This window comes from Burkholderia sp. B10, assembly GCF_004368385.1.
Taxonomy (GTDB): Bacteria; Pseudomonadota; Gammaproteobacteria; order Burkholderiales; family Burkholderiaceae; genus Burkholderia; species Burkholderia vietnamiensis.
Genome location: NZ_PQMX01000007.1, coordinates 118,546 through 143,902 on the forward strand (window position 1 = coordinate 118,546; position 25,357 = coordinate 143,902).

General features: G+C 66.1%; 21 protein-coding genes, 1 tRNA gene and 1 pseudogene. 13 read left to right on the top strand and 10 right to left on the bottom strand.

The window, feature by feature from the left end; genetic code table 11:
* Positions 1–64: 64 nt before the first annotated feature.
* From bamC to C3Y15_RS31650, 3 genes are all read left to right on the top strand, one after another.
* A complete protein-coding gene (bamC, locus tag C3Y15_RS05950) occupies positions 65–1,210 on the top strand; it encodes an outer membrane protein assembly factor BamC (protein ID WP_011885383.1) in 1,146 nt (381 codons plus the stop codon).
* A gap of 4 nt (positions 1,211–1,214) precedes the next feature.
* Entirely contained in the window at positions 1,215–1,991 is a 777-nt protein-coding gene (locus C3Y15_RS05955; protein WP_046428330.1) for an MBL fold metallo-hydrolase, read from the top strand.
* Between the two features lie 169 nt (positions 1,992–2,160).
* Positions 2,161–2,319 (top strand): hypothetical protein, encoded by a 159-nt coding sequence (locus C3Y15_RS31650; RefSeq protein WP_014723266.1) that lies wholly within the window; start codon positions 2,161–2,163, stop codon positions 2,317–2,319.
* Positions 2,320–2,639: 320 nt separating this feature from the next.
* Here C3Y15_RS31650 and C3Y15_RS05970 read toward each other — a convergent pair whose 3' ends face one another.
* Positions 2,640–3,860, bottom strand: a complete 1,221-nt coding sequence (locus tag C3Y15_RS05970; RefSeq protein ID WP_060091996.1) for a cupin domain-containing protein — start codon at positions 3,858–3,860, stop codon at positions 2,640–2,642.
* Between the two features lie 32 nt (positions 3,861–3,892).
* Here C3Y15_RS05970 and C3Y15_RS05975 point away from each other — a divergent pair, with 32 nt between their 5' ends.
* On the top strand, positions 3,893–4,441 hold the full coding sequence (locus C3Y15_RS05975; RefSeq protein WP_011885380.1) for a peptidylprolyl isomerase: 549 nt from the start codon (positions 3,893–3,895) through the stop codon (positions 4,439–4,441).
* Here C3Y15_RS05975 and C3Y15_RS05980 read toward each other — a convergent pair.
* The 4 genes from C3Y15_RS05980 to C3Y15_RS06000 all read right to left on the bottom strand — a co-directional run bounded on the left by C3Y15_RS05980 (position 4,421) and on the right by C3Y15_RS06000 (position 11,608).
* Entirely contained in the window at positions 4,421–5,692 is a 1,272-nt protein-coding gene (locus tag C3Y15_RS05980) for a metallophosphoesterase family protein (protein WP_034192438.1), read from the bottom strand. The two genes, C3Y15_RS05975 and C3Y15_RS05980, sit on opposite strands and share 21 nt — an antisense overlap.
* A complete protein-coding gene (gene mutS, locus C3Y15_RS05985; RefSeq protein ID WP_034192439.1) occupies positions 5,673–8,330 on the bottom strand; it encodes a DNA mismatch repair protein MutS in 2,658 nt (885 codons plus the stop codon). Before mutS ends, C3Y15_RS05980 begins: the two co-directional genes overlap by 20 nt.
* Positions 8,331–9,069: 739 nt before the next feature.
* The gene (locus tag C3Y15_RS05995; RefSeq protein ID WP_124259924.1) at positions 9,070–10,692 is read right to left on the bottom strand and encodes an NAD(P)/FAD-dependent oxidoreductase; all 1,623 of its coding nucleotides are present in this window, start codon (positions 10,690–10,692) and stop codon (positions 9,070–9,072) included.
* A gap of 112 nt (positions 10,693–10,804) precedes the next feature.
* Positions 10,805–11,608 carry an inositol monophosphatase family protein gene (locus C3Y15_RS06000; protein ID WP_011885205.1) on the bottom strand — a complete coding sequence of 268 codons (804 nt, stop codon included), beginning with the start codon at positions 11,606–11,608 and terminating at the stop codon, positions 10,805–10,807.
* A 279-nt stretch (positions 11,609–11,887) separates the two neighbouring features.
* Here C3Y15_RS06000 and C3Y15_RS06005 point away from each other — a divergent pair, with 279 nt between their 5' ends.
* The gene (locus C3Y15_RS06005; protein WP_014723261.1) at positions 11,888–12,712 is read left to right on the top strand and encodes an RNA methyltransferase; all 825 of its coding nucleotides are present in this window, start codon (positions 11,888–11,890) and stop codon (positions 12,710–12,712) included.
* Positions 12,713–12,890: 178 nt separating this feature from the next.
* Complete coding sequence (cysE, locus tag C3Y15_RS06010; RefSeq protein WP_011885203.1) at positions 12,891–13,664, top strand: serine O-acetyltransferase; 774 nt, start codon at positions 12,891–12,893, stop codon at positions 13,662–13,664.
* 77 nt (positions 13,665–13,741) lie between these two features.
* Here the strand turns inward: cysE and C3Y15_RS06015 are convergent, their stop codons facing one another.
* From C3Y15_RS06015 to C3Y15_RS06030, 4 genes are all read right to left on the bottom strand, one after another.
* Positions 13,742–14,542 carry a UDP-2,3-diacylglucosamine diphosphatase gene (locus tag C3Y15_RS06015; RefSeq protein WP_124259925.1) on the bottom strand — a complete coding sequence of 267 codons (801 nt, stop codon included), beginning with the start codon at positions 14,540–14,542 and terminating at the stop codon, positions 13,742–13,744.
* A gap of 26 nt (positions 14,543–14,568) precedes the next feature.
* Positions 14,569–15,060 (bottom strand): peptidylprolyl isomerase, encoded by a 492-nt coding sequence (locus C3Y15_RS06020; RefSeq protein ID WP_011885201.1) that lies wholly within the window; start codon positions 15,058–15,060, stop codon positions 14,569–14,571.
* 88 nt (positions 15,061–15,148) lie between these two features.
* Positions 15,149–15,724 carry a peptidylprolyl isomerase gene (locus tag C3Y15_RS06025; protein WP_059457919.1) on the bottom strand — a complete coding sequence of 192 codons (576 nt, stop codon included), beginning with the start codon at positions 15,722–15,724 and terminating at the stop codon, positions 15,149–15,151.
* Between the two features lie 39 nt (positions 15,725–15,763).
* A complete protein-coding gene (locus C3Y15_RS06030) occupies positions 15,764–16,486 on the bottom strand; it encodes a tetratricopeptide repeat protein (RefSeq protein WP_060044880.1) in 723 nt (240 codons plus the stop codon).
* Positions 16,487–16,720: 234 nt separating this feature from the next.
* Here C3Y15_RS06030 and cysS point away from each other — a divergent pair, with 234 nt between their 5' ends.
* The 6 genes from cysS (at position 16,721) to C3Y15_RS06065 (ending at position 23,345) form a co-directional block, all read left to right on the top strand.
* A complete protein-coding gene (gene cysS / locus C3Y15_RS06040; RefSeq protein WP_014723256.1) occupies positions 16,721–18,118 on the top strand; it encodes a cysteine--tRNA ligase in 1,398 nt (465 codons plus the stop codon).
* Positions 18,119–18,161: 43 nt separating this feature from the next.
* The gene (locus C3Y15_RS06045; RefSeq protein WP_011885197.1) at positions 18,162–19,025 is read left to right on the top strand and encodes a DNA-3-methyladenine glycosylase; all 864 of its coding nucleotides are present in this window, start codon (positions 18,162–18,164) and stop codon (positions 19,023–19,025) included.
* A 99-nt stretch (positions 19,026–19,124) separates the two neighbouring features.
* Positions 19,125–20,096: an acetyl-CoA carboxylase carboxyltransferase subunit alpha gene (locus C3Y15_RS06050; RefSeq protein WP_011885196.1), complete on the top strand. Its 972-nt coding sequence runs from the start codon at positions 19,125–19,127 to the stop codon at positions 20,094–20,096.
* 43 nt (positions 20,097–20,139) lie between these two features.
* Positions 20,140–21,546, top strand: a complete 1,407-nt coding sequence (gene tilS, locus C3Y15_RS06055) for a tRNA lysidine(34) synthetase TilS (protein ID WP_046428358.1) — start codon at positions 20,140–20,142, stop codon at positions 21,544–21,546.
* Positions 21,547–21,887: 341 nt separating this feature from the next.
* Positions 21,888–23,141 carry an aspartate kinase gene (locus C3Y15_RS06060; protein ID WP_011885194.1) on the top strand — a complete coding sequence of 418 codons (1,254 nt, stop codon included), beginning with the start codon at positions 21,888–21,890 and terminating at the stop codon, positions 23,139–23,141.
* Positions 23,142–23,251: 110 nt separating this feature from the next.
* Positions 23,252–23,345: transfer RNA gene (locus C3Y15_RS06065), tRNA-Ser, on the top strand.
* A gap of 135 nt (positions 23,346–23,480) precedes the next feature.
* Here the strand turns inward: C3Y15_RS06065 and C3Y15_RS06070 are convergent.
* Positions 23,481–23,711, bottom strand: a pseudogene (locus C3Y15_RS06070) (IS3 family transposase); the annotation flags it as partial.
* Positions 23,712–24,256: 545 nt separating this feature from the next.
* Here C3Y15_RS06070 and C3Y15_RS06075 point away from each other — a divergent pair.
* Positions 24,257–25,357: type VI secretion system Vgr family protein (locus C3Y15_RS06075; RefSeq protein WP_243860195.1), on the top strand; the 1,101-nt coding region annotated here is incomplete at its 3' end.

The following is a 25,357-nucleotide window of genomic DNA, read 5'->3' on the forward strand; positions in this document are numbered from 1 at the left end:
CCCGCACCGGCCGGCTCCGTCCGGCGCCGCTCCTGACGAGCGTTCTAGCAAGACGAAGGATTTCATGAAACGTTTCGCCTTTTCCTCACGCGCCATCCAGGTCTCGGTGATGACGCTGGCGCTGGGTGCGCTCGCCGGCTGCGATACGCTGAACGATTATCTGGCTCCCGACCGGGTCAACTACAAGAACACGGGCTCGGCGCCGCCGCTCGCGGTACCGAGCGACCTGAAGCCGGTGCCGACCACGCAGCAGTTCGTCGCGCCGCCGAGCAATGCGGGCCTCGGCACGCTGCCGCCGCGGGCGCAGACGGCCGCCGGCAATGCGACCGATGGCGTCCCGAGCGCGCAGGACCCGCTCGGCATGCACATCGAGCGCGACGGCGACCGCCGCTGGCTCGTCGTCGACGGCCGCACGCCCGAGCAGCTGTGGCCGATCCTGAAGGAGTTCTGGCAGGAGAACGGGTTCTCGCTGAAGACCGATGCGCCGTCGACGGGCATCATGGCCACCGATTGGGCCGAGAATCGCGCCAACATCCCGGACGACTGGTTCCGCCGCACGATCGGCAAGGTCATCGACTTCGCATATTCGTCGGGCACGCGCGATCGCTTCCGGACGCTCGTGAACCGCACGCCGGACGGCAACACCGACATCTCGATCACGCATAGCGCGATGGAAGAAATGATGGTCGGCCCGCAGGGCGGCACGTCGTCGCGCTGGGAAGAGCGGCCGCGCAATCCGGTGCTCGAGGCCGTGTTCCTGTCGAAGCTGATGCAGAAGTTCGGCCTCACCGACGCGCAGGCGAAGCAGCTGCTCGCCGACGCGCATCCGGCCACCGCGCCGGCTCAGGTCCGCGACACGAGCGGCGGCGCCGCGACGCTGCAACTCGCCGAATCGTTCGATCGCGCATGGCTGCGCGTGGGTCTGGCACTCGACCGGACCAACTTCGCCGTCGACAACCGCGACCGCGAGAAGGGCCTGTACACGGTTCGTTACGCGAACACGATGGAAGAGCTGAAGCGCGACGGCCTGTTCGGCAAGCTGTTCTACGGCGGCCCGTCGGCAGCCAAGCCCGGCAAGGAATATCTGGTCAACGTGCGTGCGCAGGGCAACGGCGGCACGCAGGTCGCGGTGGTCGACGCGAACGGCCAGATCGACAATTCGTCGGACGCGCAGCGGATCATTTCGCTGTTGCACGCGCAACTGAACTAAGCGCGTGCGCTTCGCGAGCCTTGGTAGCGGCAGCGAAGGCAACGCGCTGGTCGTCGAAGTCGCGAGCGGCACGACGACCACGCGCGTGCTGCTCGACTGCGGTTTTTCTGCGAAGGAGGTCGAGCGCCGCCTCGGCCGCCTGAATCTCGGCGTCGACGATCTCGATGCGATTCTGATCACCCACGAGCACAGCGACCACGTCGGCAGCGCGTTGACGCTGGCGCGGCGCGCTTCGCTGCCGCTCTACATGAGCTGGGGCACGGCGCGCGCGGTGGGCGCGGACGAGGCCGATGTCGATCTGCACGTGCTGTGGGGCGACGAGACGGCCGCCATCCGCGATCTGGCCGTGATCCCCTATACGGTGCCGCACGACGCGCGCGAGCCGCTCCAGTTCGTCTTTATGGACGGTAGCCGCCGGCTCGGCGTGCTGACCGACGTCGGGATGGCCACGCCGCACATCACGACCGTGCTGAGCGGCTGCGACGCGCTGGTGCTCGAATCGAACCACGATACGGCGATGCTCGCCGGAAGCCGCTATCCGCAGTCGCTGAAGGCGCGGATCGGCGGCAGTCACGGCCATCTGAGCAACGACGCGGCGGCCGGCATTCTCGCCTCGCTCGAACGCAGCCGGCTGCGGCATCTGGTGGCCGCGCATCTGAGCCAGCAGAACAACCGCCCCGAGCTGGCCCGCCAGGCGTTTGCGAGCGTGCTGGGCACCGATGGCGACGAGGTGGTCGTGGCGACGCAGGACGCGGGTTTCGACTGGCTGGCGCTCGACTGAGCGAGTGGGGGATAGCGCAAGGCGGCGGAGCGGGAGAGCAGAAGCGGCGCGCGTCAGCGCCCGGGCCGAATGGCCTTCGATGCGGTGCGCGATGCGCGCAAACCGCAGGCATAAAAAAACCGGCCCATCGGGCCGGTTTTTTTTTCAGCTGACGCTGAGGCTTACTGGCTTGCGCCCGAAGCCGGAGCTGCCGAAGCAGCCGATGCCGGCGCAGCAGCAGCTGCGTCGCTTGCAGCAGCCGAAGCCGACGAAGCTGCAGCCGAAGCGTCGCTCGCAGCACCAGCAACTGCCGAAGCAGCCGACGAAGCAGCAGCAGCGGCGTCGCTAGCAGCCGACGAAGCAGCTTGATCAGCGCTCTTGTTGCAAGCAGCCAGTGCAACAGCAGCCAACAGGGAAGCTACGAGGAGGGATTTCTTCATGATCACGTCCTTTTATGGTTAAAGGTAAGCAACAGCGCGAAACAATACCGGTAATGTGCTCCAACACCGACCTGGGCCGCTGGTGGAGACGCACTTCTAGAGCGTGAATCTTCCCTACGGCTTGGGCGGAAATTATATGCACTTTCCTATCGACCGTCGACAAATGCGGGGTCAATACGTTGTCTTTCCCATACAAAATTTGATCTGCATGGGCATACGGGGTAGTCCACTAAATCCGGCTTCCGACCCGTATCCAGCCCGCACAATACCACTCGTGCAGTAAGGCTGTCATTGAGGGAACCCGGGATAGTGTTACAAACCGTTTCGCCTCCATGTGGCGCAGATTGGCCAGTTCGGGCAGCCATTCGCCGGCTTGCTCGAGCGGTTCCTCTTCGCCATTAATGAAGTACGAGCGCGCGTTATACATCAATGTGGCCCTTCTGTCGAGAGATACGCCGCGACGGGCAGCCTGCTTGACGAATGCCGCCTCCGACAGCGGGCGTGCCGGCGGCTCGAATACCACGTTGGATTTGGGCTCGCTCAGATAGCAGCCGAGGAATTCGGCGACGTCGCGCTTGCGCCAGCGAATCGCGTTGACGATCTCGGCGACGCGTTCGACCATCGCGGGCGGCAGCTCGGCCGGCGTGTCCACGGCCGGTTGCTTCGGGTCGCGGTACAGTTCGTCGCCGCGCGCGTCGCGCAGGCCGCCGCGTTCGGCGAGGTAGTACAGGAATTGCGCGCCGAGTTCGCCGGCCGACGGTGCCCGGAATCCGATCGAGCAGGTCATGCATTCGCCTTCGGCCACGCCGTCGTGTGCGATGTGCGGCGGCAGGTACAGCATGTCGCCCGGCTCCAGCACCCATTCGTCGCTCGGCTCGAAATGCTCGAGGATCTTCAGCGGCACGTCCGGCAGCAGCGACAGGTCCTTCTGCGCGCCGATGCGCCAGCGGCGTCGGCCTTCGACCTGCAGCAGGAACACGTCGTACGAGTCGAAGTGCGGGCCGACACCGCCGCCGTCCGTCGCGTACGAAATCATCAGGTCGTCGAGCCGGGCGTCCGGAATGAAACGGAAGCGGTCGAGCAGGGCGCGCGCTGCGTCGACGTGCAGGTCGAGCCCCTGCACGAGCAGCGACCACGTCTTGCGCGATACGGCCGGCAGCGCGCCCGGTTCGAACGGCCCGTGCGCGAGTTGCCACTTGTTACGAAAATGCGTGATCAGACGCGATTCGGCGTCATAGTCTGCAGCCAGGTCGAACAGCGCATCGCGCGTGAGCGGCGGCTTCACGCCGGGAATCGCCTGGCGGATCAGCAGCGGTTTTTTCTGCCAGTAGCGGCGCATGAACTGCGCCGGCGTGAGACCGCCGAGCAGCGGTGTGGGAAGATCGGAAGGCGGCGCGCCGAATGGGGCGGCAGCGGCTTCCCGCGGTTCGGCTGGAGACCGGTTGCGCATCGTATAATGACAGTTGTAATTGGGAGAATTGGATGAAAATCGCAAAAAACACCGTCGTGTCGGTCGCTTACAAGCTGTCGGATGCGCAAGGCAATCTGATCGAGGAAAGCGACGAGCCGATGGTCTATCTGCACGGCGGCTATGATGGCACGTTCCCCAAGATCGAGGAACAGCTCGACGGCCAGGAGCCCGGCTACCAGGCGCAGGTTCAGCTCGAGCCGCAGGACGCGTTCGGCGACTACGATCCCGAACTCGTGAAGGTCGAGCCGCGCGATCGTTTTCCCGAACCGCTCGAAATCGGCATGCAGTTTGAAGGCACGCCGGAGGACGCCGACGAGGAAGTGGATTCGCTGATCTACACGGTCACCGACATCGCCGAAGACAAGGTCGTGCTCGACGGCAATCATCCGCTCGCCGGCATGGCGCTGCGCTTCGCACTCACCGTCAAGGACGTTCGCGAAGCGACCGAGGACGAGATCGAGCATGAGCACGCGCATGGCGCGGAAGGCCTCGAGATCGTCGACGAAGACGAGGACGAAGAGGAAGACGGCGACACGCCGTCAGGGCGCACCCTGCACTGAGCTGGCAGGCTGGCCGGACGCCGGCCCTGAAGCAGGGGGCGGCACCGGCCACGACGCGCCGGCCGGCGTCGTGCCGTCGCCCTGCAGCGGCGGCGCGACCGACGACGCATCGGGCAATGCCGGCAACGCGGGAATCTCGGGCATCTGCGGCAGCGGCACGTCGTTGCGCGGTGCGGCCGGCAGTGCAGGCGGAACCGGCACGTCTTTCGGCACGTCCTGCAGGCTCACGCTGAAGACGGTCTGCCGGGCCGGCGACACATTGACCTTCACCCACTGATGCGCCGGATGGCGCGGGCCGAACGCGACGCGCGTCACGTTGCCGATCAGTGCGCCATCGTCCGCATGCAGCGGGCGATCGATCAGAAAACCGTTCGCGAGCGGCTCGCCGCTCGCGTGCATCACGAGGATCGGGCCGCGGAATGTCGCGGCCGCCTTCACCAGCGCCCGTTTCAGTTCCCGAAAGCCGTCGCGTGCGCGCGGCCGGTTGAAGCGCAGCCACGCAAAGCGTTCGGCGCGTTCATAGCGATCGAACTGCGGGTCGCCTTCGAAGATCACCACCATCGCGCGCGCTTCGCGCCGCTTCGCGAATTCGGCCGCATGGTCGAGCCAGAAACCGTTCGCGATCACACGATCCTCGAATTCGCCGTTGCGGCCGCCGGCCGTCAGGAAATGGTTGTTCGGCGCCGGCGCGTTCAGCGCGACGTAGACGACGTCGTCGCGGATCCAGCGCGCGTTTTCGCGATATGGCCGGAACCGTGCGACTTCGCTTTCGCGCGTGATCGGCAGCGCGCCGGGATCGGGCAGCGCGGTGTCGGCAAGCAAGGTCTGCCGCAGGAAATCCAGCCGTTCGACGGGATCGTAACCGCCGCCGGCCGCGGTGCCGCACGTGACCCAGTCGTGGTTGCCGGGAATGAACACCAGAGGCACGCGCGTCGCGCTCAGGATTGCACCGCGCTGCGCATACAGCGAATCGCGGCACGCTTCCTTCGCGCCCTTGATGTCGCCCGCATAGACTACGAACGCGACGCTGCGTTCGCGTGCGATCGCTTCGAACAGCCGTTGCGCGGCCGGTTCGTCGGCCGGCACGTCGATCACGCTCGACACGACCGCGAACGAGTAGGGCGCCGCACCGCGTTTGGGCGTGGCCGCCAACGCGCCGGCCGTGGCGAGCGTGAGCGCCGCCACAGTCAGCGCGGCGGCAAGGCCGGCGCGCCGGCCCCGTGCAACGCGTTTATGCGTGCCCGTCGGCATCGTGCGAGCGGACGAGCGTCCGCAGTTCATACAGCAAGTCGAGCGCTTCGCGCGGCTTCAGGTCGTCGGGATCGATGTCGCGCAGCCGGTCGAGCGCCGGATGCGTGGCGTCGGACGGCGCCGGCGCGTCGGCGCATTCGACATCGTCGGCCGCCGCGGGCGGGGCGCTGAACAGGTCGAGCTGCGGCGTATGCTGGGCGGCCGACTGCTGCTCGAGATACGCGAGATGCTTGCGGGCCGCGCGGATCACCGGCGCCGGCACGCCCGCGAGCTGGGCGACCTGCAGCCCGTAGCTCTGGTTCGCCGGCCCCTCGTTGACCGCATGCAGGAACACGATGCCGTGGCCGTGCTCGACGGCCGACAGGTGGACGTTCGCCGCCTGCGGGAATTCGCTCGGCAGTTGCGTCAGCTCGAAGTAGTGCGTCGCGAACAGCGTGTAGCAGCCGTTCTGCGCCAGCAGATGACGCGCGATCGCCCATGCGAGTGCGAGGCCGTCGAACGTCGACGTGCCGCGCCCGATTTCATCCATCAGCACGAGACTTTGCGGCGTCGCGTCGTTGAGGATCGCCGCGGCTTCGGTCATCTCGACCATGAACGTCGAGCGGCCGCCCGCGAGGTCGTCGGCCGCGCCGATCCGCGTGAAGATGCGGTCGATCGGCCCGAAGCACGCCGACTTCGCCGGCACGTAGCTGCCGACGTACGCCATCAGCGCGATCAGCGCCGTCTGCCGCATGAACGTCGACTTACCGCCCATGTTCGGGCCGGTGATCAGCAGCAGCTTGCGATCGGCGCCGAACCGGCAGTCGTTCGCGATGAATTGCTCGACCTGCGCTTCGACGACCGGATGGCGGCCCTGCTCGATCTCGATGCCGATGTCGTCGGTGAAGGTGGGCGCAACCCAGTCGAGCGTGCGCGCACGTTCGGCGAAGGCCGCGAGCACGTCGAGCTCCGCGAGCGCCGACGCGACGCGCTGGCATTCGGGGATGAACGGCAGCAGCGCCTGCAGCACGCCGTCGTACAGCGCGCGCTCGCGAGCCAACGCGCGCTCCTGCGCGGACAGCGCCTTGTCTTCGAAGGTCTTCAGCTCGGGCGTGATGTAGCGCTCGGCGTTCTTCAGCGTCTGGCGGCGGCGATAGTCGTCGGGCACCTTGTCGGTCTGGCCGCGCGTGACCTCGATGTAGAAGCCGTGCACCTTGTTGTATTCGACGCGCAGGTTCGCGATGCCCGTGCGTGCGCGCTCGCGCGCTTCGAGGTCGATCAGGAACTGACCGCAGTTCTCGGAGATGTCGCGCAGTTCGTCGAGCTCCGCATCGTAGCCGCGCGCGATCACGCCGCCGTCGCGCACCATCGCGGCCGGCTCGGGCGCGATCGCGCTCGTCAGCAGGTCGAGGCATTCGGCGGGCGGCGCGAGCGCCGCGTCGACACGGGTGAGCGCATCGGCGTTCGCGACGATCGCGCTGATGCGCTCGCGCAGTGCCGGCAGGGCGGCGAACGTGTCGCGCAGGCTAGACAGATCACGCGGCCGTGCGGACAACAGCGCGAGACGCCCGGTGATCCGTTCGACGTCGGCGATCTGGCGCAGCGCGCTGCGCAGTGCGTCGAGGTTTGCGTCGGCGGGCGCATCGAGCAGCGCGCCGATCGCTTGCTGGCGTGACTGCGCGGCGACCGATGCGCGCGGCGGGTGGTGCAGCCAGTGACGCAGCAGGCGGCTGCCCATCGTCGTGCAGCAGGTGTCGAGCAGCGAATACAGCGTCGGCGATTCGGTGCCGCGCAGCGTTTCGGTCAGCTCGAGGTTGCGGCGCGTCGCCGGATCGAGGCCGATGTATTCGGTTTCGCTTTCGACCTTCAGGCTGCGCACGTGCCGTAGCTGCTGGCCCTGCGTAGCTGCCGCATACAGCAGCAGCGCGCCGGCTGCGCCGCATGCGCTCGTCAGCGAATGGGCGCCGAAGCCGTCGAGGCCGGCAACGTCGAGCTGGTCGCACAGGCGCTGCGTGCCCGACGCGATGTCGAAGTGCCACGCCGGCACGCGCTTGACCGCGCCTGCGCCGGCCGGCACGGCGTCGGTCGCGCCGTCTGCGGTGAGAATTTCGGCCGGGCGGATGCGCTCGAGTGCCGCGCCGAGCTGGTCGGGTTCGATTTCGGCGAGCCGCAGCGCGCCGCTGGCGAGATTCAGCCACGCGAGGCCGATATTGACCGCGACGCCGCGCTTGTTGTGGCCGGTGCACATCGCCAGCAAATAGACGTCGTTCTTGTCCGACAGCAACGCCGCGTCGGTCAGCGTGCCGGGCGTGACGACGCGCACGACCTTGCGCTCGACCGGGCCCTTCGAGGTGGCCGGATCGCCGATCTGCTCGCAGATCGCGACCGATTCGCCCATCTTCACGAGCTTCGCCAGATACTGTTCGACCGCGTGGTGCGGGACGCCGGCCATCTTGATCGGGTTGCCCGCCGATGCGCCGCGCTGGGTAAGCGTCAGGTCGAGCAGACGCGCGGCTTTCTCGGCGTCTTCGAAGAACAGCTCGTAGAAGTCGCCCATCCGGTAGAAGACGAGCGTGTCCGGGTGGTCGGCCTTGATGCGTAAGTACTGCTGCATCATCGGGGTGTGGCCAGCAAAGGCCTCGGGCGACAGCGTGGTCATAGATCCGGCGTAAAGTTGTTGCTTGGGTTGCCCGAGTTTACCAGCGGCCCCGACCGACAAGCGCGAAGTTCGCCGTTCGGCCAGTTGCGCGCGTTCAGAGCGGGACGCTTCCGGTCTGTCGACATCGCGCCCGATCGCATACGATTCCACGGCGTGAACAACCGGGGAGGAGATCGGCGATGGAAGTCTTTTGGACGTTGAAGAGCATCCCTGAACTGGCGAATCTGCCTGCGCGCGACAGGCGCGTCAACTGGCGACGCGCGTATTTTCGTAGCTGGCGCCATTGGCAGACATGGGCCGGTTTGCTCGCGTGCGCTCTATGCGCGGCACTTGGGGCCGGGCTCAGTGCAAGGGCGGGGCATCCGGTCGTGGGAGCGGTTGTCGGAGGCGCCGTGGGCGGATTCGTCTTCGGGCAAGCTGTGGTCCGTGTCGCGCGCGCCCATTACAGAAACGTGCTACTCGGTCTTGACGATTAGCAGGATGATCGCTGCGGTGGCTTCTTTACGTAAGGTCGCCGACGATCGCCGTAACGACGCCCGCATGACCGTTCGCTTGCCGCTTGACCGAGTGTCGTGCGTATCGACCGGCGATGGCCGACCGTCGAAAGCGCGAGCGCGGCGGTTCGCGTAACCGGCGCACGACGCACTCTCACGGAACGCGAACGTTCTGGAGCAGGGCCGCGACGGCATGACGATCGGCTCGGCGCCGCAGCCATCGCGCGCCGAGCCTGCCGCCGACGTCAGGACGCCTGCTTCGACATCAGATCGAGCGCCAGCGCCTGCGCGACTTCGATCCCGTCGATGGCCGCCGAGTAGATGCCGCCCGCATACCCGGCGCCTTCACCGGCCGGATACAGACCTTCGACGTTCACGCTCTGGTAATCGTCCTTGCGCCGAATGCGGATCGGCGACGACGTGCGCGTCTCCACGCCGGTGAGCACCGCATCGTGCATCGCGAAGCCGGCGATCTTTTTGTCGATCTGCGGCAGCGCTTCCCGAATCGCTTCGATCACGTAGTCGGGCAGCGCGGTGCTGAGATTGGTCGGCCGCACGCCCGGCTTGTACGACGGCACGACGGAGCCGAGCGACGTCGACGGCCGGCCCGCGATGAAATCGCCGACCAGCTGGCCCGGTGCGCTGTAATCGCCGCCGCCGAGCTCGAACGCGCGTTCCTCCCATTTGCGCTGGAACGCGATGCCCGCGAGCGGGCCGCCCGGATAGTCTTCCGGCGTGATGCCGACGACGATCCCCGCGTTCGCGTTGCGCTCGGCGCGCGAATACTGGCTCATGCCGTTGGTGACCACGCGGCCGGGCTCGGAGGTCGCCGCGACGACCGTGCCGCCCGGGCACATGCAGAAGCTGTACACCGCGCGCCCGTTGCTGCAGTGGTGGACCACCTTGTAATCGGCCGCGCCGAGCTGCTTGTGGCCCGCGAACTTGCCGAACCGGCTGCGGTCGATCAAGCCCTGCGGATGCTCGATCCGGAAGCCGAGCGAGAACGGCTTCGCCTCGATGAACACGCCGCGATCGTGCAGCATCTGGAACGTGTCGCGCGCGCTGTGGCCGACGGCCAGCACCACGTGATCGCAGCGCAGCGTTTCGCCGTTCGACAGCTTCAGCGCGCGAACCTTGCCCTGCTCGATGTCGATGTCCTCGACGCGGGTTTCGAAGCGCACTTCGCCGCCCAGCGCGTGGATCGTCGCGCGCATCTTTTCCACCATGCTGACGAGGCGGAACGTGCCGATGTGCGGCCGGCTCAGATACAGGATGTCCTCCGGCGCGCCGGCCTTGACGAACTCGTCGAGCACCTTGCGGCCGTAGTGATGCGGATCCTTGATCTGGCTGTACAGCTTGCCGTCGGAGAACGTGCCGGCGCCGCCTTCGCCGAACTGCACGTTGGACTCGGGATTGAGGACGCTCTTGCGCCACAGTCCGAACGTGTCCTTGGTGCGCTCGCGCACGGCTTTGCCGCGTTCGAGGATGATCGGGCGAAAGCCCATCTGCGCGAGGATCAGCCCGGCAAAGAGCCCGCACGGCCCCATCCCGATCACCACCGGGCGCAGGAAGTTGCCGTGCTCGGGCGCCTTCGTCACGAAGTGGTACGTCATGTCGGGCGTGACGCCGCAATGCGGCGTGCCGGCGAGTCGCGGCAGCACGGCCGCTTCGTCCTTGACCTCGACATCGACGATGTAGGTGAGCTTGATGTCGGCGCGCTTGCGCGCATCGTGCGCACGGCGGAACACCGTGTAGCGCAGAAGCCCGTCTGCCGGCACGCCGAGCTCGTCGAGGCGCGCGCGGATGGCGGCCTCGAGAGCGCTCTCGGGGTGGTCGAGCGGGAGTTTGATTTCGCTTAGCCGTAACATGAGTATTCGGATACGGTCGCCACGAAGCCGTGGCGGTGTTGAAACAGGCGAGAGCCGGCGCGCAGGCGAGGCGGTGGCGCGAAAAGCCGCGCCGTGCGGGCGCGGCCCGAGCTTACTCCGCTGCCGGGTGCATGCGGCTGTAGCGGTTCAGGATCGGGATCATCTGCGCGTAGATCTTCGGGTTCGCGGCGACGATCTCGTGGCGATGCAGGAAGTCCGCGTCGCCCGTGTAGTTGCCCACGAGACCGCCGGCCTCGGTGATCAGCAGGCTGCCCGCCGCCATGTCCCACACGTTGATGCCCTGCTCGAAGAACGCGTCGAGACGGCCGGCCGCGACGTTCGCGAGGTCGAGTGCGGCTGCGCCCGGGCGGCGCAGGCCCGTGCACGCTTGCGTCATTTCGGTGAACAGGCGCGCATACGCGTCGAGGCCGTCCTTCTCGCGGAACGGGAAGCCCGTGCCGACCAGCGCGTCGGCGAGGCGGTCGCGCCGGCCGACGCGAATGCGGCGGTCGTTCAGGTACGCGCCGCGGCCGCGGGTGGCCGTGAACAGGTCGTTGCGGTTCGGATCGTAGACGACGGCCTGCGTGACGACGCCCTTGTGCTCGAGCGCGATCGACACGCAGTAGTACGGGAAGCCGTGGATGAAGTTGGTGGTGCCGTCGAGCGGATCGATGATCCACTTGAACTCGGATTCGTTCTCCGATTCGCCCGATTCTTCCGCGAGGATCGCGTGGTCGGGGTAGGCGGTCTTCAGCGTCTCGATGATCGCCTCTTCGGCGGCCTTGTCCACTTCGGTGACGAAGTCGTTCTGCTGCTTCTTGCGGATCTCGATGAGGTCGAGATCGAGGGACGCACGATTGATGATCTGTCCGGCGCGGCGCGCAGCCTTGACAGCAATGTTGAGCATGGGATGCATGAGCCTGGATCCTGTAGCCGGCGGCACGGGCCGCCACGAAGTGGAACACACCGCCCGGAGCGGCGCAAACGTGCCGGGCGACATGAGACGCGAATTGACAAAGAGCGGGGTACGACCGCGGCGCACGGGATGCGACGCGTAAGCGCATGATTTTAGCCGATTTTCGCGCATTTCGGTGCGCCGCGATGCGGGGAAACCCCCACTAGCCATCCGGACGAGTGGGTTTGCCGGGGCGATGGCGATACCATACGGCCATTCCGATGAACCGAGTCGTATCGAGTGGAAACTCCGCAGAACCCCGCCATGCCGTCCGAACCGGACGCAGCCTCGTCCCTGCCGCCGTCCGGCGGTTTCACCTCCACCCGCTTCGTGCTCGTCGAGCCGAGCCATCCCGGCAACGTCGGGGCGGCCGCCCGCGCGCTGAAGACGATGGGTTTCTCGCGGCTCGTGCTGGTCGCGCCGCGCGTGCCGCACGTCCAGAGCGACCCCGAAGCGATCGCGATGGCGAGCGGCGCGGACGACGTCCTCGCCGGCGCGCACGTGGTGCCTACGCTCGGCGACGCGTTGTCGGGCGTGCACTGGTCGATCGCGCTGACCGCCCGCACGCGCGAGTACGGCCCGCCGCGGCTCGCGCCGCGCGCGGCGGCCGCGCAAGCGCGCGCGCAGGTCGGCGCCGGCGACATCGCGCTCGTATTCGGCAACGAGCGCACCGGCCTCGCCAACGAGCACGTCGAGCAGTGCAGCGCGCTCGCGCACATCCCGGCGAATCCGGCCTACAGCTCGCTGAATCTCGCGCAGGCGATCCAGGTGCTCGCCTATGAACTGCGCGTCGCGTTCCTGGAGCACGGCGGCGCGCAGTCGCAGCCGGTGCAGGCCGAGGTCGGCACGCTCGCGCAGAGCGACGAGATCGAACGAATGTATGGCCACCTCGAGCGCGCGCTGATCGCGCTCGATTTTCTCGATCCGCGCAATCCGAAGAAGCTGATGCCGCGGTTGCGACGCCTGTTCGCGCGCACCGGTCTCGAGCGCGAGGAGGTCAACATTCTGCGCGGCGTCGCGAAGCATATCCTGCTGAAGACGGGCGCCCCGGACGGCGATGCGTGAGCCGCCGTCGCACGCGCCGCGCACGAATACCCGTGCCGGCGGCGGGGTGAACGCCCGCCCGCGTGCGACCGTATGCGAGTGGCCCTACAATCGCCGAACGTCATAAGCAAAGAACCCGGCGCGATAACGGCCGGGCATGGCCGGCGGGCGCGCCGGCCTTTCCAGCCCACACCAGATCATGTTCACTAGACTGCGCGAAGACGTTGCGACGATTCGCGAGCGGGACCCCGCCGCTCGCAGTGCCTGGGAAGTGCTCACCTGTTATCCGGGGCTGCACGCGCTCGTGCTGCATCGGTTCGCGCATGCCTGCTGGCGCGCGAAACGCTACTGGCTCGCGCGGTTCGCGTCGCAGCTCGGTCGCTTCTTGACGGGGATCGAAATCCATCCGGGCGCGACGCTCGGCCGGCGCGTGTTCATCGATCACGGGATGGGCGTCGTGATCGGCGAGACCGCGATCGTCGGCGACGACTGCACGATCTACCAGGGCGTGACGCTCGGCGGCACGTCGCTCACGCGCGGCGCGAAGCGCCATCCGACGCTCGAGGCCGGCGTGATCGTCGGCGCGGGGGCGAAGGTGCTCGGCGGGTTCACGGTCGGTGCGGGCGCGAAGATCGGTTCGAACGCGGTCGTCGTGAAGCCGGTGCCGGCGGGCGGCACCGCGGTCGGCAACCCGGCGCGCATCGTGATGCCGGCGCAACCGAAGCCGCAGCCCGAACGCGCGGCGTTCTGCGCGTACGGGATCACGCCGAACGCGGACGACCCGATGTCGCTCGCGATACACGGCCTGATCGATCATGCGGCGAAGGAAAGCCGACGCGTCGACGAGATCGTCGCCGCGCTCGAGCAGCTCGGCACCCATCTGGAAACGCTACAGGGCGCGGACGCAGCGCGTCTCGATCTGCGCCGCCTGTCGGCCGTGCTGGAGGGGAAGTCGGTCGAGCGTCAAACGTGACGCGACCCGCGCGGGCGGCGAGCCCGCGATAGCCGTATCGCTTGGCCGGTCGATCGGTCGGTCGAGGTCAGCGGAGGTCAGTCGAGCGGCATCGCGTGGATGCCTTCGGCATCGACGCGCAGATAGCCGCCGCGCGGCATGCCGTGATCGAGATCCCAGTCGGGCAGCACCCAGCGAATGCCGCCGGGCTCGGTGTGACGCGCGGGGCGATGCGTGTGGCCGTGAATGATCACGCTCGCGCTGCCTTTGCGGAACAGCGTGGCCACGCCGTCACGCGTGACGTCGTAGGCCGCTGAAACCGGGCGCATCCGGCCCGCTTCGCTGTTCGAGCGCATGCGTTGCGCGAGCGCGCGGCGCCAGCGAAACGGCCACGCGAGGAACAGCGCCTGCGCGACGCGATTGCGCGCGAAGCGCCTGAAGATCTGATAACGACGGTCGGCCGTGCATTGCGCGTCGCCGTGGGCCAGCACGATGCGTCGACCGAACGCCGTGATCAGCGCCGGGTCGGGCAGCAGCATCGCGCCGGCCGCCTTCATGAAGCGCCGGCCGAGCAGGAAATCGCGGTTGCCGTGCATCACGTAGAGCGCGATGCCGCGCTCGGAGAACGTGTGCATCAGTGCGGCCATGCGCGCCGCGAACGGATCGTCGTCGAGCACGTCGTCGCCGATCCAGTATTCGAACAGGTCGCCGAGGATGAACACCGAGTCGGCGCTGTCGGCGGTGTATTTCACGAAATGCTCGAACGCGGCGACCGTCTTCGGGATCGCGTCGCTCAGGTGCAGATCGGACAGGAACAGGAACGGGCGTGCGGCGTGCGCGTATTCGCGCTCACCCGGCACGCCCGCGGAGACGCTTCGCGGCGGACTCTCCTGCAGCATCGAAGTGCCTCCGTAGCAACCGTGCGTCAGACCACCACGGCCTTTTCGATCACGACGTCGTCGGCCGGCACGTCCTGGTGGAAGCCAGCGTTGCCCGTCTTCACGGCCTTGATCTTGTCGACCACGTCCTGGCCTTCGACGACCTTGCCGAACACCGCGTAGCCCCAGCCCTGCGGCGTCGGCGACGAGTGGTTCAGGAAGTCGTTGTCGTTCACGTTGATGAAGAACTGCGCGGTGGCCGAATGCGGATCGTTGGTGCGCGCCATCGCGATCGTGTACGTGTCGTTCTTCAGGCCGTTGTTCGCTTCGTTGTCGATCGGCGCGTCGGTCGGCTTTTGCTTCAGGCCCGGCTCGAAGCCGCCGCCCTGGATCATGAAGCCGTTGATCACGCGGTGGAACACCGTGCCGTCATAGTGGCCCTTCTTCACGTAGTTCAGGAAGTTCTCGACCGTCTTCGGTGCCTTCGCGGCGTCCAGCTCGAGCTTGATCACGCCGTGGTTCGTATGCAGTTCAACCATGATGAATTCCTTCGGTATGGCGGTTTAAATGGCACGCGGCCGGTCGTGCGACGCGGCCGCGTGTGGCGCCGGACGTGCCGGCAGGTGCTTATTTCGAGACGACGCTGGCCGATTCGATCACGACCGGCTGGGCCGGCACGTCCTGCATCGGGCCGCGCGAGGTCGTGGCCACGCCTTCGATCTTCTTCACGACGTCGAGGCCGGACACGACCTTGCCGAACACGGCATAGCCGTTGCCGTCCGGGTTCGGGTAGTCGAGGCCGCTGTTGTCGACGGTATTGATGAAGAACTGCGCGGTGGCCGAATTCGGATCGCTGGTGCGCGCCATCGCGATCGTGCCCGTCAGGTTCTTCAGACCATTGCGGCTTTCCAGCGGGATCGGCGCACGCGTCGGCTTTTCCTCGAAGTTGGTCTTGTAGCCGCCGCCCTGGATCATGAAGCCCTTGATCACGCGATGGAAGATCGTGCCGTTGTACTGGCCGGCCTTCACGTAATCGAGGAAGTTGGCGACCGTTTTCGGCGCCTTCTCCGGGTAGAGCTCGACGCGAATGTCGCCCTGCGAGGTCTTCAGCTGCACGACGGGGTGCGCGGTAGCCGATTGCGCGAAAGCAGGCGCGGTCGCGAGAAGGGCGGCGCCGCCAAGCGCCAGCAACAGACGTTTCATTGCGATCCTCAGATGGGGAGGGAAGGGAGGCCGCGCCGCTTACTGCGACGGCGCGACGTACGGAGCGGCCAGCGCGCCGGACGGACCGTTGAACTGGAACGTCGGCGACAGCGGCAGCGTGGTGGTGCTCACGTTCGCGGCGGCGCGCTCGGTGTACGCGCGTGTGGACGGCGTGACCGCGCGTGCGTTGCCCGCCGTTTTCGGCGGCGTGACGATCTTCTGCAGATCGGCAAGGCGCTGCGCGGTTGCGCCGCTCGTGCGGCCGAGTGATTGCGCGCGCTTGTACGATTCGGCGGCGAGACGCAGGTACAGGTCGCCGAGGTTCTCGTACGCGAGCGAGTAGCTCGGGTTCGATTGCGTCGCTGTGACGAGCGCGCTGCGCGCTTCGTCGTAGCGGCCGTGCTTCGCGTACAGCGCCGCGAGGTTGTTGTACGGTTCGGGCAGTTCGGGGTACGCCTGCGTGATCGCGACGAACTGCTGGATCGCGTCGTCGTCGCGGTTCAGGCGTGCGAGCACCGTGCCGCGCTTGAACTGCGCCTGCACGTCGTGCGGATTCGCCGCAATGCGCGCATCGAGCTGCGCGAGCGCCTGTTGCCACTGCTTGCCGGAGATCGACGCGTCGATTTCGGGCGTGCCGTCGGCGATGGCGGGCGCTCTTTGCGCATGGGCTGCCGGGGCTGCGAAAAGCGTCAGCGCGACGCCCATGATGGCGGTTGCAACGAGGGTCGCAGCGCTCGGCGCGCGGCCGCGATGAGGTTTCATAGGCGTAAATCGGAATGTTATACTCCGAGCCATTCTAACAAAACGTCTGCGCGTTCCGGCGAGCGGCAGACAGTCTTTCTTTGCCTCTCGTGGCCGTCACCGCTGTGCTTGCAGCCTGACCGCCCCATGTGATATCGAGGACGTCCGGCGTCATGCCGCGGCAGGTGGTCCGTCCGTTTCGCATGCAGGGCGAGCTTCGCCAGGGCGGTTTCCTTCGGCTCACGGTTCATCTCTATGGAATCACTGCGCATCTACAACACGCTCGCGCGTGACAAGCAAGTTTTCGTGCCGCGCCAGCCCGGCGAAGTGCGAATGTACGTATGCGGGATCACCGTCTACGACTATTGTCACGTGGGCCACGCGCGCATGCTGGTCGTGTTCGACCTCGTCCAGCGCTGGCTGCGTGCGATCGGCTACCGGGTCACGTACGTGCGCAACATCACCGACGTCGACGACAAGATCATCCGCCGCGCGGTCGAGAACGGCGAGTCGATCAAGTCGCTGACCGACCGCTTCATCGGCGCGATGCACGACGATGAAGCGGCGCTCGGCATCCAGCGGCCCGACATCGAGCCGCGCGCGACGCAGTTCATTCCGCAGATGCTCGGGATGATCGAGCAGCTCGAGGCGAACGGCTACGCGTATCAGGCGAGCGACGGCGACGTCAATTATTCGGTCCGCAAGTTCGCGAACTACGGGAAGCTGTCCGGCAAGTCGCTCGACGATCTGCGCGCGGGCGAACGCGTGGCGGCCAACGACGCGAAGGAAGATCCGCTCGATTTCGTGTTGTGGAAGCGCGCGAAAGCTGAGGACCCCGAAGGCGCATCGTGGGCATCGAAATACGGGATGGGCCGGCCGGGCTGGCACATCGAGTGCTCCGCGATGGGCTGCACGTTGCTCGGCGAGCATTTCGACATCCACGGCGGCGGGCAGGATCTGCAATTCCCGCACCACGAGAACGAGATTGCGCAGAGCGAAGGCGCGACCGGTCAGACGTTCGTCAATTACTGGATGCACAACGGCTTCGTGCAGGTCGACAACGAGAAGATGTCGAAATCGCTCGGCAACTTCTTCACGATCCGCGAAGTGCTCGAGCGGTACGACGCCGAGGTCATGCGCTTCTTCATCGTGCGCACGCACTACCGGTCGCCGCTGAACTACAGCGACGTGCACCTCGACGATGCGCGCGCGTCGCTCACGCGTCTGTATACGGCGCTGAAGGACGTCGAGCCCGATGCGCTCGCGCTCGACTGGAACGAGCCTTACGCGCAGCGGTTCGCGGCCGCGATGAACGACGACATCAATACGCCGGTGGCGGTGGCGACGTTGTTCGAGCTCGCGGGCGAGGTCAACCGCACGCGCGATGCATCGCTCGCGCGGCAACTGAAACAACTGGCGGGCCTGCTGGGCCTGCTCGGCCGCGAGCCGCGCGCGTTCCTGCAGCAGGGCGCCGGCTCCGCGCAGGCGGGCGCGCTCGCAGCCGACGAAATCGAAGCGAGGATCGCCGCGCGCGTCGCGGCGAAACAAGCGAAGGACTATGCCGAAGCGGACCGGATTCGGGCGGAATTGCTCGAGGCCGGCATCGCACTTGAAGACAAACCGGGCGGATCGACCGAATGGCGTCGCGTATGAGCGCGGCGCGTTCCACTGATCGATCCGTCGGGTAGGAGGCAAGATGGCAACGGCCAGAAAAGCGCCGGTCAGGCGTGCGACTCCGCTCGCCGCGCGTCCGGCAGCCAAGCGCGGCTCGGCGGCGAAGTCGGACGCGACGCGCGCCGTGCTGAACGGCGCGCTCAACGGTCATGCGAAGCCGGTGCGCGCGAAAGGCGTCGACCCGGCTCAGCCGGAAACCACGTCGGCGGCTACCGACACGGCTCGCAAGGTGCGCGCATCCGACGATGCGGGCAGCGCCGACGTCGTGCGTCCCGCATACTGGGACAAGGCATGCGCCGATCTCGTCAAGCGCGACCGCATTCTGAAGAAGCTGATCCCGAAGTTCGGCCCGGCGCATCTCGTGAAGCGCGGCGAGCCGTTCGTCACGCTCGCGCGCTCGGTCGTCGGCCAGCAGATTTCGGTGCCGTCGGCGCAGGCGCTGTGGGCGCGCATCGAGGATGCGTGTCCGAAGCTCGCGCCGCAACCGGTGATCCGGCTCGGCGCGGACAAGCTGATCGCGTGCGGCCTGTCGAAGCGCAAGACCGAATACATTCTCGATCTCGCGCAGCACTTCGTGTCGGGCGCGCTGCATGTCGACAAATGGACGTCGATGGACGACGAGGACGTGATCGCGGAACTCACGCAGATCCGCGGCATCAGCCGCTGGACGGCCGAGATGTTCCTGATTTTCAACCTGTCGCGTCCGGATGTCCTGCCGCTCGACGATCCTGGCCTGATCCGTGCGATTAGCGTCAACTACTTCAGCGGAGAGCCCGTCACGCGCAGCGAAGCGCGCGAAGTCGCCGCCAACTGGGAGCCGTGGCGTACCGTCGCGACCTGGTACATGTGGCGCAGCCTCGACGTGCCCGATGGCGACGTCGATTGACGCCTATCAGGTTTTAAACATCAATAGTTGAGAACCGGTTTTGCGCATCGCCCGCGCGGGTAGAATACGCGCTGCCGCAAGACCCAAGGATTCGAACACATGAAGACCACGTTTCTGGATTTCGAACAGCCGATCGCCGAACTCGAGGCCAAGATCGAAGAACTGCGGTTCGTGCAGGACGACTCGGCTGTCGATATTTCGGAAGAAATCGAGCGGTTGTCGAAGAAGAGCCAGCAACTGACGAAGGATCTGTACGCGAACCTGTCGCCGTGGCAGGTCTCGCAGATCGCGCGACATCCGCAGCGTCCGTACACGCTCGACTACGTTGCCGAACTGTTCACCGATTTCCACGAATTGCACGGCGACCGCGCATACGCGGACGACGTTTCGATCGTCGGCGGTCTCGCCCGCTTCGGCGGTCATCCGTGCATGGTGATCGGCCACCAGAAGGGGCGCGACACGAAGGAACGTGCGGCGCGCAACTTCGGGATGCCGCGTCCGGAAGGCTATCGCAAGGCCGAACGGCTGATGCGGCTCGCCGAGAAGTTCGGGCTGCCGATCTTCACGTTCGTCGACACGCCGGGCGCGTACCCGGGCATCGGCGCGGAAGAGCGCGGCCAGTCCGAGGCGATCGGCCGCAACCTGTACGTGATGGCCGAGCTGAAGACGCCGATCATCACGACGGTGATCGGCGAGGGCGGTTCGGGCGGCGCGCTCGCGATCGCCGTGGGCGATACCGTGATGATGCTGCAGTTCTCGACCTATTCGGTGATCTCGCCGGAAGGCTGCGCGTCGATCCTGTGGAAGAGCGCGGCGAAGGCGCCTGAGGCGGCGGAAGCGCTGGGCTTGACCGCACATCGACTGAAGGCGCTCGGCCTAATCGACAAGATCATCAACGAGCCGCTCGGCGGCGCGCACCGCGATCCTAAGGGCATGGCCGCGTTGCTGCGCCGTGCGCTCGCCGATTCGCTGCGCCAGTTCCAGGGCATGAGCATCGACGCGCTGCGCGAGCGCCGCTTCGAGCGCCTGATGGCCTACGGCAAGTTCAAGGAAACCACACCCGGCGCATGACCGGCGTGTTCACATCGCGCGCCGTCCGGCGCGCGTCCCTCACGTGATTCCTCCAACCGAATTCCGCGCCGACCGCGTCGTCCTCGATGCGGTCGGCGCGGCGCTTTCCGGGCTGCCGGCCGATGCGCGCATCGCCATCGCATACAGCGGCGGCCTCGACTCGACGGTGCTGCTCGACGCGGCTGTGCGCGTCGCCGGTGCCGCTCGCTGCGTCGCGCTGCACGTGCATCACGGGCTGAGCGCGAACGCCGACGCCTGGGTCGCATACGCGCAGGCGACCGCGGAGCGGCTCGGGGTCACGTTCGAATCGGAGCGGGTCGACGTCCCGCGCGACAGCGGCCTCGGCATCGAGGCGACGGCGCGCGAGCGCCGCTATGCGGCGCTCGACGCGATGTGCGAGCGTCACGGCGTCGCCGCGCTCTGGATTGCGCAGCACGCCGACGATCAGGCCGAGACGGTGTTGCTGCAATTGTTGCGCGGTGCGGGAATCGCCGGCCTGGCCGCGATGGCGCCGCGCTACCGTCCTGACGGCGCGAGCGTCGAGCGCGTGCGGCCGCTGCTGCGACTGTTGCGCGCGCAACTGGAGCGCTATGCGGCGCAGCGCGAGCTCGCGTGGATCGACGACGAATCGAATGCCGACACGCGCTATGCGCGCAATGCGTTGCGGCTCGACGTGCTGCCGGCGCTCGCCGTGCATTTCCCCGGTTTTCGCGACGCGCTCGGCCGCGCGGCCCAGCATGCGGCCGCCGCGCAGCGCCTGCTCGACGACCTCGCCGAGCTCGATTTCGCGGGCGCGGCGCGCGACGACGGCCGCGCCTTGTCGCGCGACGCGCTGATCGCGTTCGACGACACGCGCGGCGCGAACCTGCTGCGTTACTGGATGCGCACGCTCGGGTTGCCGGGCGCGTCGGCGGGCAGGCTGGCAAACATGATGCGGCAGCTTCGCGATGCGCACGACGCGCATGCGCTGCGGGTCGATCACGCGGGCCAGTGCCTGCGGCTCTATCGCGATGCGGTGTATTGGGAGCTGGCCGACAGCGCGGAGCCGCCGGACGACGGCACCGGCACGCCGCATCCCGACTCGTCGCTCGTGTGGAACGGCGACGAGGTGTGGCATCTGCCGGCATGGCGCGGCACGTTCGTGTTCGCCGCGGCGGAGGCGGGCAGCGACGGCGCGGTTCCGGAGGCGCTGCTGCGCAGCGCGGCGCTCGTCGCGCGCGCACGGAGCGGCGGCGAGCGGCTGCGTACGTCGCCGGGCGGCCCCGGTCGGACGCTGAAGAACCTGTTCCAGGAGCGCGGCGTGCCGGCGTGGCAGCGCGACGTGCCGCTGCTGTATGCCGGCGAGCGGCTCGTGTACGTGCCGCGGCTCGGCATCAATCATGGCGACGGGTTGGCGGCCGACGGCCGCTGGCGCCGCATCGAATGGCGGCCCGACCTGCTGATCGCTTAGCGGCGGCTCGCTGGCGGCGGTGATCGCGCGCCGGTTTTCACCATTTGGTAAACAGCGCCGGAACGCTTGCCAAACGGGCGGGGCGGCTTGTCAAGCGGGCCTCTATCGGGTACGCTCGGACGTTTGCTCGGCTCGATTTTTGAGCGTTTTGTGCAGGTTTTCCGCGTGACGTACCCGGTTTGCGCGGCCTGATCGGCCTTCCGGGCAAACTCCGTCACGCTTGCGTGTTGCGTCCCAGCCGTCCCCCTCGTCGTCCGTCCACAGCCACAAGCCGCGTGACCGAACGGCAACGCGGCCTGCCCAGCGCGCCCGTGCGGCTTCTCCTTCAGTTCAGAACGACAATGGCACTCATCGTACACAAATACGGCGGCACTTCGATGGGCTCGGTCGAGCGCATCAAGAACGTCGCGAAACGCGTCGCAAAATGGCATCAGGCCGGGCACCAGATGGTGGTCGTGCCGTCCGCGATGTCCGGCGAAACCAACCGCCTGCTCGGTCTCGCGAAAGAGATTTCGAGCCAGCCGAGCCCGCGTGAGCTCGACATGATCGCGTCGACCGGCGAGCAGGTCAGCGTCGGTCTGCTGTCGATCGCGCTGCAGGAAATCGGCGTCGAAGCCGTGAGCTATGCCGGCTGGCAAGTGCCGATCAAGACGGACAGCGCGTTCACGAAGGCGCGTATCCACTCGATCGACGACGAACGCGTGAAGGCGGATCTGAACGCCGGCAAGGTCGTGATCATCACGGGCTTCCAGGGTGTCGATCCGGACGGCCACATCACGACGCTCGGCCGTGGCGGCTCGGACACGTCGGCGGTGGCGGTTGCGGCTGCGCTCGGTGCCGAAGAGTGCCTGATCTATACGGACGTCGACGGCGTCTACACGACCGACCCGCGCGTGGTCGAAGAGGCGCGCCGCCTCGACCGCGTGACGTTCGAGGAAATGCTGGAAATGGCGAGTCTCGGCTCGAAGGTTCTGCAGATCCGCTCGGTCGAATTCGCCGGCAAATACCAGGTGAAGACGCGTGTGTTGTCGAGCCTGACCGACCCGCTGATTGCGCTCGACGAAGAGATGCGCTCGGGCACCCTGATTACTTTTGAAGAAGACGAGACCATGGAAAAGGCAGTCATTTCCGGCATCGCGTTCCAGCGCGACGAAGCACGCATTGCGGTGATGGGCGTGCCCGACAAGCCGGGCATCGCGTATCAGATCCTCGGCCCGGTCGCCGACGCGAACGTCGACGTCGACATGATCATCCAGAACCAGAGCGTCGAGGGCAAGACCGACTTCACGTTCACGGTTGGTCGCGGCGACTACCAGAAGGCGATGGACATCCTGACCAATCAGGTGAAGGGCCATGTGAACGCGGAGCGCGTGCAGGGCGACCCGAAGGTGTCGAAGGTGTCGGTGGTCGGCGTCGGCATGCGTTCGCACGTCGGTGTCGCGAGCAAGATGTTCCGTACGTTGTCGGAAGAGGGCATCAACATCCAGATGATCTCGACGTCCGAAATCAAGATTTCGGTGCTGATCGACGAGAAGTACATGGAGCTGGCGGTCCGCGCGCTGCACAAGGCATTCGAACTCGACCAGGCACCGTGAATTTTTCGTGATGCATTGAAGAAAATGCATCGCGGAAATTGACGGGCGGTTCGAAACCCTATATTATTTCGTTCTCGTCGCACTGCCTCCCTGGTGCGAGCGAAAGTTTGGGAGACGTGGCCGAGAGGTCGAAGGCACTCCCCTGCTAAGGGAGCATCTGGGCCAAAACCTGGATCGAGGGTTCGAATCCCTCCGTCTCCGCCAAAAGCGGTGACAAAGCCCCGTAAGTTCTCGGACTTGCGGGGCTTTTTCTTTTGTGGCTATCGCCATCGAATCGACTCACAAACTGCTCATGGGATCATGGGCTTGGCTGTTGCAGCGGCTCATCGAGCCTAACTTCGCAAGTTTGAGAATCTCGTTGGTCCGAAGCATTTCCTTGACCTCGCGGGCTCCACATTCGGGCTCGTTGCGCTTGACCCAATCCAGCAGCCTCTGCGGTGTGCAGCCGATCATCGGTGCAATCGATTCAACCGCTGCCCACATCGACGAGTGGTCACTCCGCTACTCGCGTACCAGACGCACCGCTTGCTCGCGGACTTCTCTTGCAAACTTCCTTGGCTTCTTGTCCATGGCTCGATTTCCCTCAAGGGTTCGAGGCTCCACAAAATCCAGCGCAGTTCGCATGGCATTTCATATTCTGGTGACGAGCGAGGACGGCGGTTCGGCCATGGCCAAGTTGTTCAGCGCCGTCTATGGTGCGTACCAGTTCGCGAAGCGATCGTGGGGCGACTGACCTGGACGTATTTCGAGTTGCTGAAGCGCCACTTTACGATTGGGCTGTCCAAGGCAGTGCCGATGGCAAATTTACGATTGCGGACGATGCATGGTCGCGATCCCGAAGTTGATCCTCCGCGATGAACAATTGATGAACCTTCCTGCCTGCGTCATTGCCGACGCCGGCACCGCCCAGCGAATTTGTGGCAACTGACTCGCTGTCGCCGATTGCATCCGAATGCGATGCCTCGGCTCCGATTGACAACGGGCGTGGAGTTTTGTCGAGTCGAACCATAATCTTCAGACTTTAGACTAAAATCGCGCGAGCGACGTGCCGTCGCAACGGCTGCCGTCCTTGTGCCACTGCATTTTGACGGTTGAACCTGAGAGAGATAACGAAATTGGATATCAGATCGTCCGCACTCGGGGACTTGAAGTTGCGCGAGCTCTATGAGGCGATCAGCAACGGCGTTTTGCAGCAGGGCCGACTACTGATGCTGGATACGCCGCTCGGCAAGAATGCGCTGGTGCCGTTACGGGCGCGCGGATCGGCCAGAATCGGGCGCGACTATTCGTACACGATCGACGTTGCGTCGACGCGCGATGACACTGCGCTGCTGTCGCTGATGCATCAGCCCGTGACCTTGCAGATTCAGCAAGTCACTGCTCCCTTTGCGATTCCTGTCTATCGTCCGGTTCACGGCTTCGTGCATCGGGTCGCCTATTTGGGCGGTAATGGCGGCCTTTCGACATACCAGATCGAGTTTTCACCGGCGCTGGTCTTCCTTGAGAAAACTCATAACGAAGAAGGCTGGCTCGAGAAAGACGCCCGGGAGATCATTTCCGACGTGCTTGATCGGTATCCGCAGCTACGCGGACAGTACCGTTTCTCGCTGTTGTCAGATCCTGCCAAGCGTTCGTGGTGCAGGCAAAGCGAATCCGATCTTCACTTTGTGAACCGCTTGGCTGAGGCCGAGGGCTGGTACTTCTACTGGATCCACGAAAACGTTGCTGAAGGCGACGCTCCCAAGACGGCGCTCGTTATCGTCGACCACGTCTCGACTCTCCCAGATGCCAAGGCAGTTGAGTTCATTCGGGCGAACGACAGCAACGAATCGGATGGCTTCGCCCATTGGACAGGGGTGCAGACGATGCAGAGCACGCGCTACATATCGCGTGCATTTGATTACAAGCGGCCCGCGTCCGATTTTCAGGCTGAGAGCGGACTTGCCGCGACGAGCTATGTCACGGAGGAGCGCCGCCAGAAAGTCGAGCGTAGCGTTCCTGATGTGCCGATGACCGTATACGAATCGACGGCGTATGGCTATTCCAGCTCCGACACGGGCGAGGCGCGAGCTCGACGGCTGGTAGAAGCATGGGATGCGCGAGCAAGCCGATATTTTGGTGTCGGAGGCGTGCGCTGGCTCGATGCCGGTTCGCGGTTTGTGTTGAACGGACATCCCCGCCACGAAGGCGGTGATGCGAAGAAGCGAGAGTTTCTG

Bases quoted from the DNA above. Each gene is read 5' to 3' on its own strand.
- C3Y15_RS06000 (WP_011885205.1), bottom strand. From the start codon at position 11,608: ATGCATCCCATGCTCAACATTGCTGTCAAGGCTGCGCGCCGCGCCGGA.
- C3Y15_RS06015 (WP_124259925.1), bottom strand. From the start codon at position 14,542: ATGCTGCAGGAGAGTCCGCCGCGAAGCGTCTCCGCGGGCGTGCCGGGT.
- cysS (WP_014723256.1), top strand. From the start codon at position 16,721: ATGGAATCACTGCGCATCTACAACACGCTCGCGCGTGACAAGCAAGTT.
- C3Y15_RS05980 (WP_034192438.1), bottom strand. From the start codon at position 5,692: ATGCCGACGGGCACGCATAAACGCGTTGCACGGGGCCGGCGCGCCGGC.
- C3Y15_RS06020 (WP_011885201.1), bottom strand. From the start codon at position 15,060: ATGGTTGAACTGCATACGAACCACGGCGTGATCAAGCTCGAGCTGGAC.
- cysE (WP_011885203.1), top strand. From the start codon at position 12,891: ATGTTCACTAGACTGCGCGAAGACGTTGCGACGATTCGCGAGCGGGAC.
- C3Y15_RS06060 (WP_011885194.1), top strand. From the start codon at position 21,888: ATGGCACTCATCGTACACAAATACGGCGGCACTTCGATGGGCTCGGTC.
- C3Y15_RS06030 (WP_060044880.1), bottom strand. From the start codon at position 16,486: ATGAAACCTCATCGCGGCCGCGCGCCGAGCGCTGCGACCCTCGTTGCA.
- bamC (WP_011885383.1), top strand. From the start codon at position 65: ATGAAACGTTTCGCCTTTTCCTCACGCGCCATCCAGGTCTCGGTGATG.
- C3Y15_RS06045 (WP_011885197.1), top strand. From the start codon at position 18,162: ATGGCAACGGCCAGAAAAGCGCCGGTCAGGCGTGCGACTCCGCTCGCC.
- C3Y15_RS06025 (WP_059457919.1), bottom strand. From the start codon at position 15,724: ATGAAACGTCTGTTGCTGGCGCTTGGCGGCGCCGCCCTTCTCGCGACC.
- mutS (WP_034192439.1), bottom strand. From the start codon at position 8,330: ATGACCACGCTGTCGCCCGAGGCCTTTGCTGGCCACACCCCGATGATG.
- C3Y15_RS05975 (WP_011885380.1), top strand. From the start codon at position 3,893: ATGAAAATCGCAAAAAACACCGTCGTGTCGGTCGCTTACAAGCTGTCG.
- C3Y15_RS05970 (WP_060091996.1), bottom strand. From the start codon at position 3,860: ATGCGCAACCGGTCTCCAGCCGAACCGCGGGAAGCCGCTGCCGCCCCA.
- C3Y15_RS05995 (WP_124259924.1), bottom strand. From the start codon at position 10,692: ATGTTACGGCTAAGCGAAATCAAACTCCCGCTCGACCACCCCGAGAGC.
- C3Y15_RS06050 (WP_011885196.1), top strand. From the start codon at position 19,125: ATGAAGACCACGTTTCTGGATTTCGAACAGCCGATCGCCGAACTCGAG.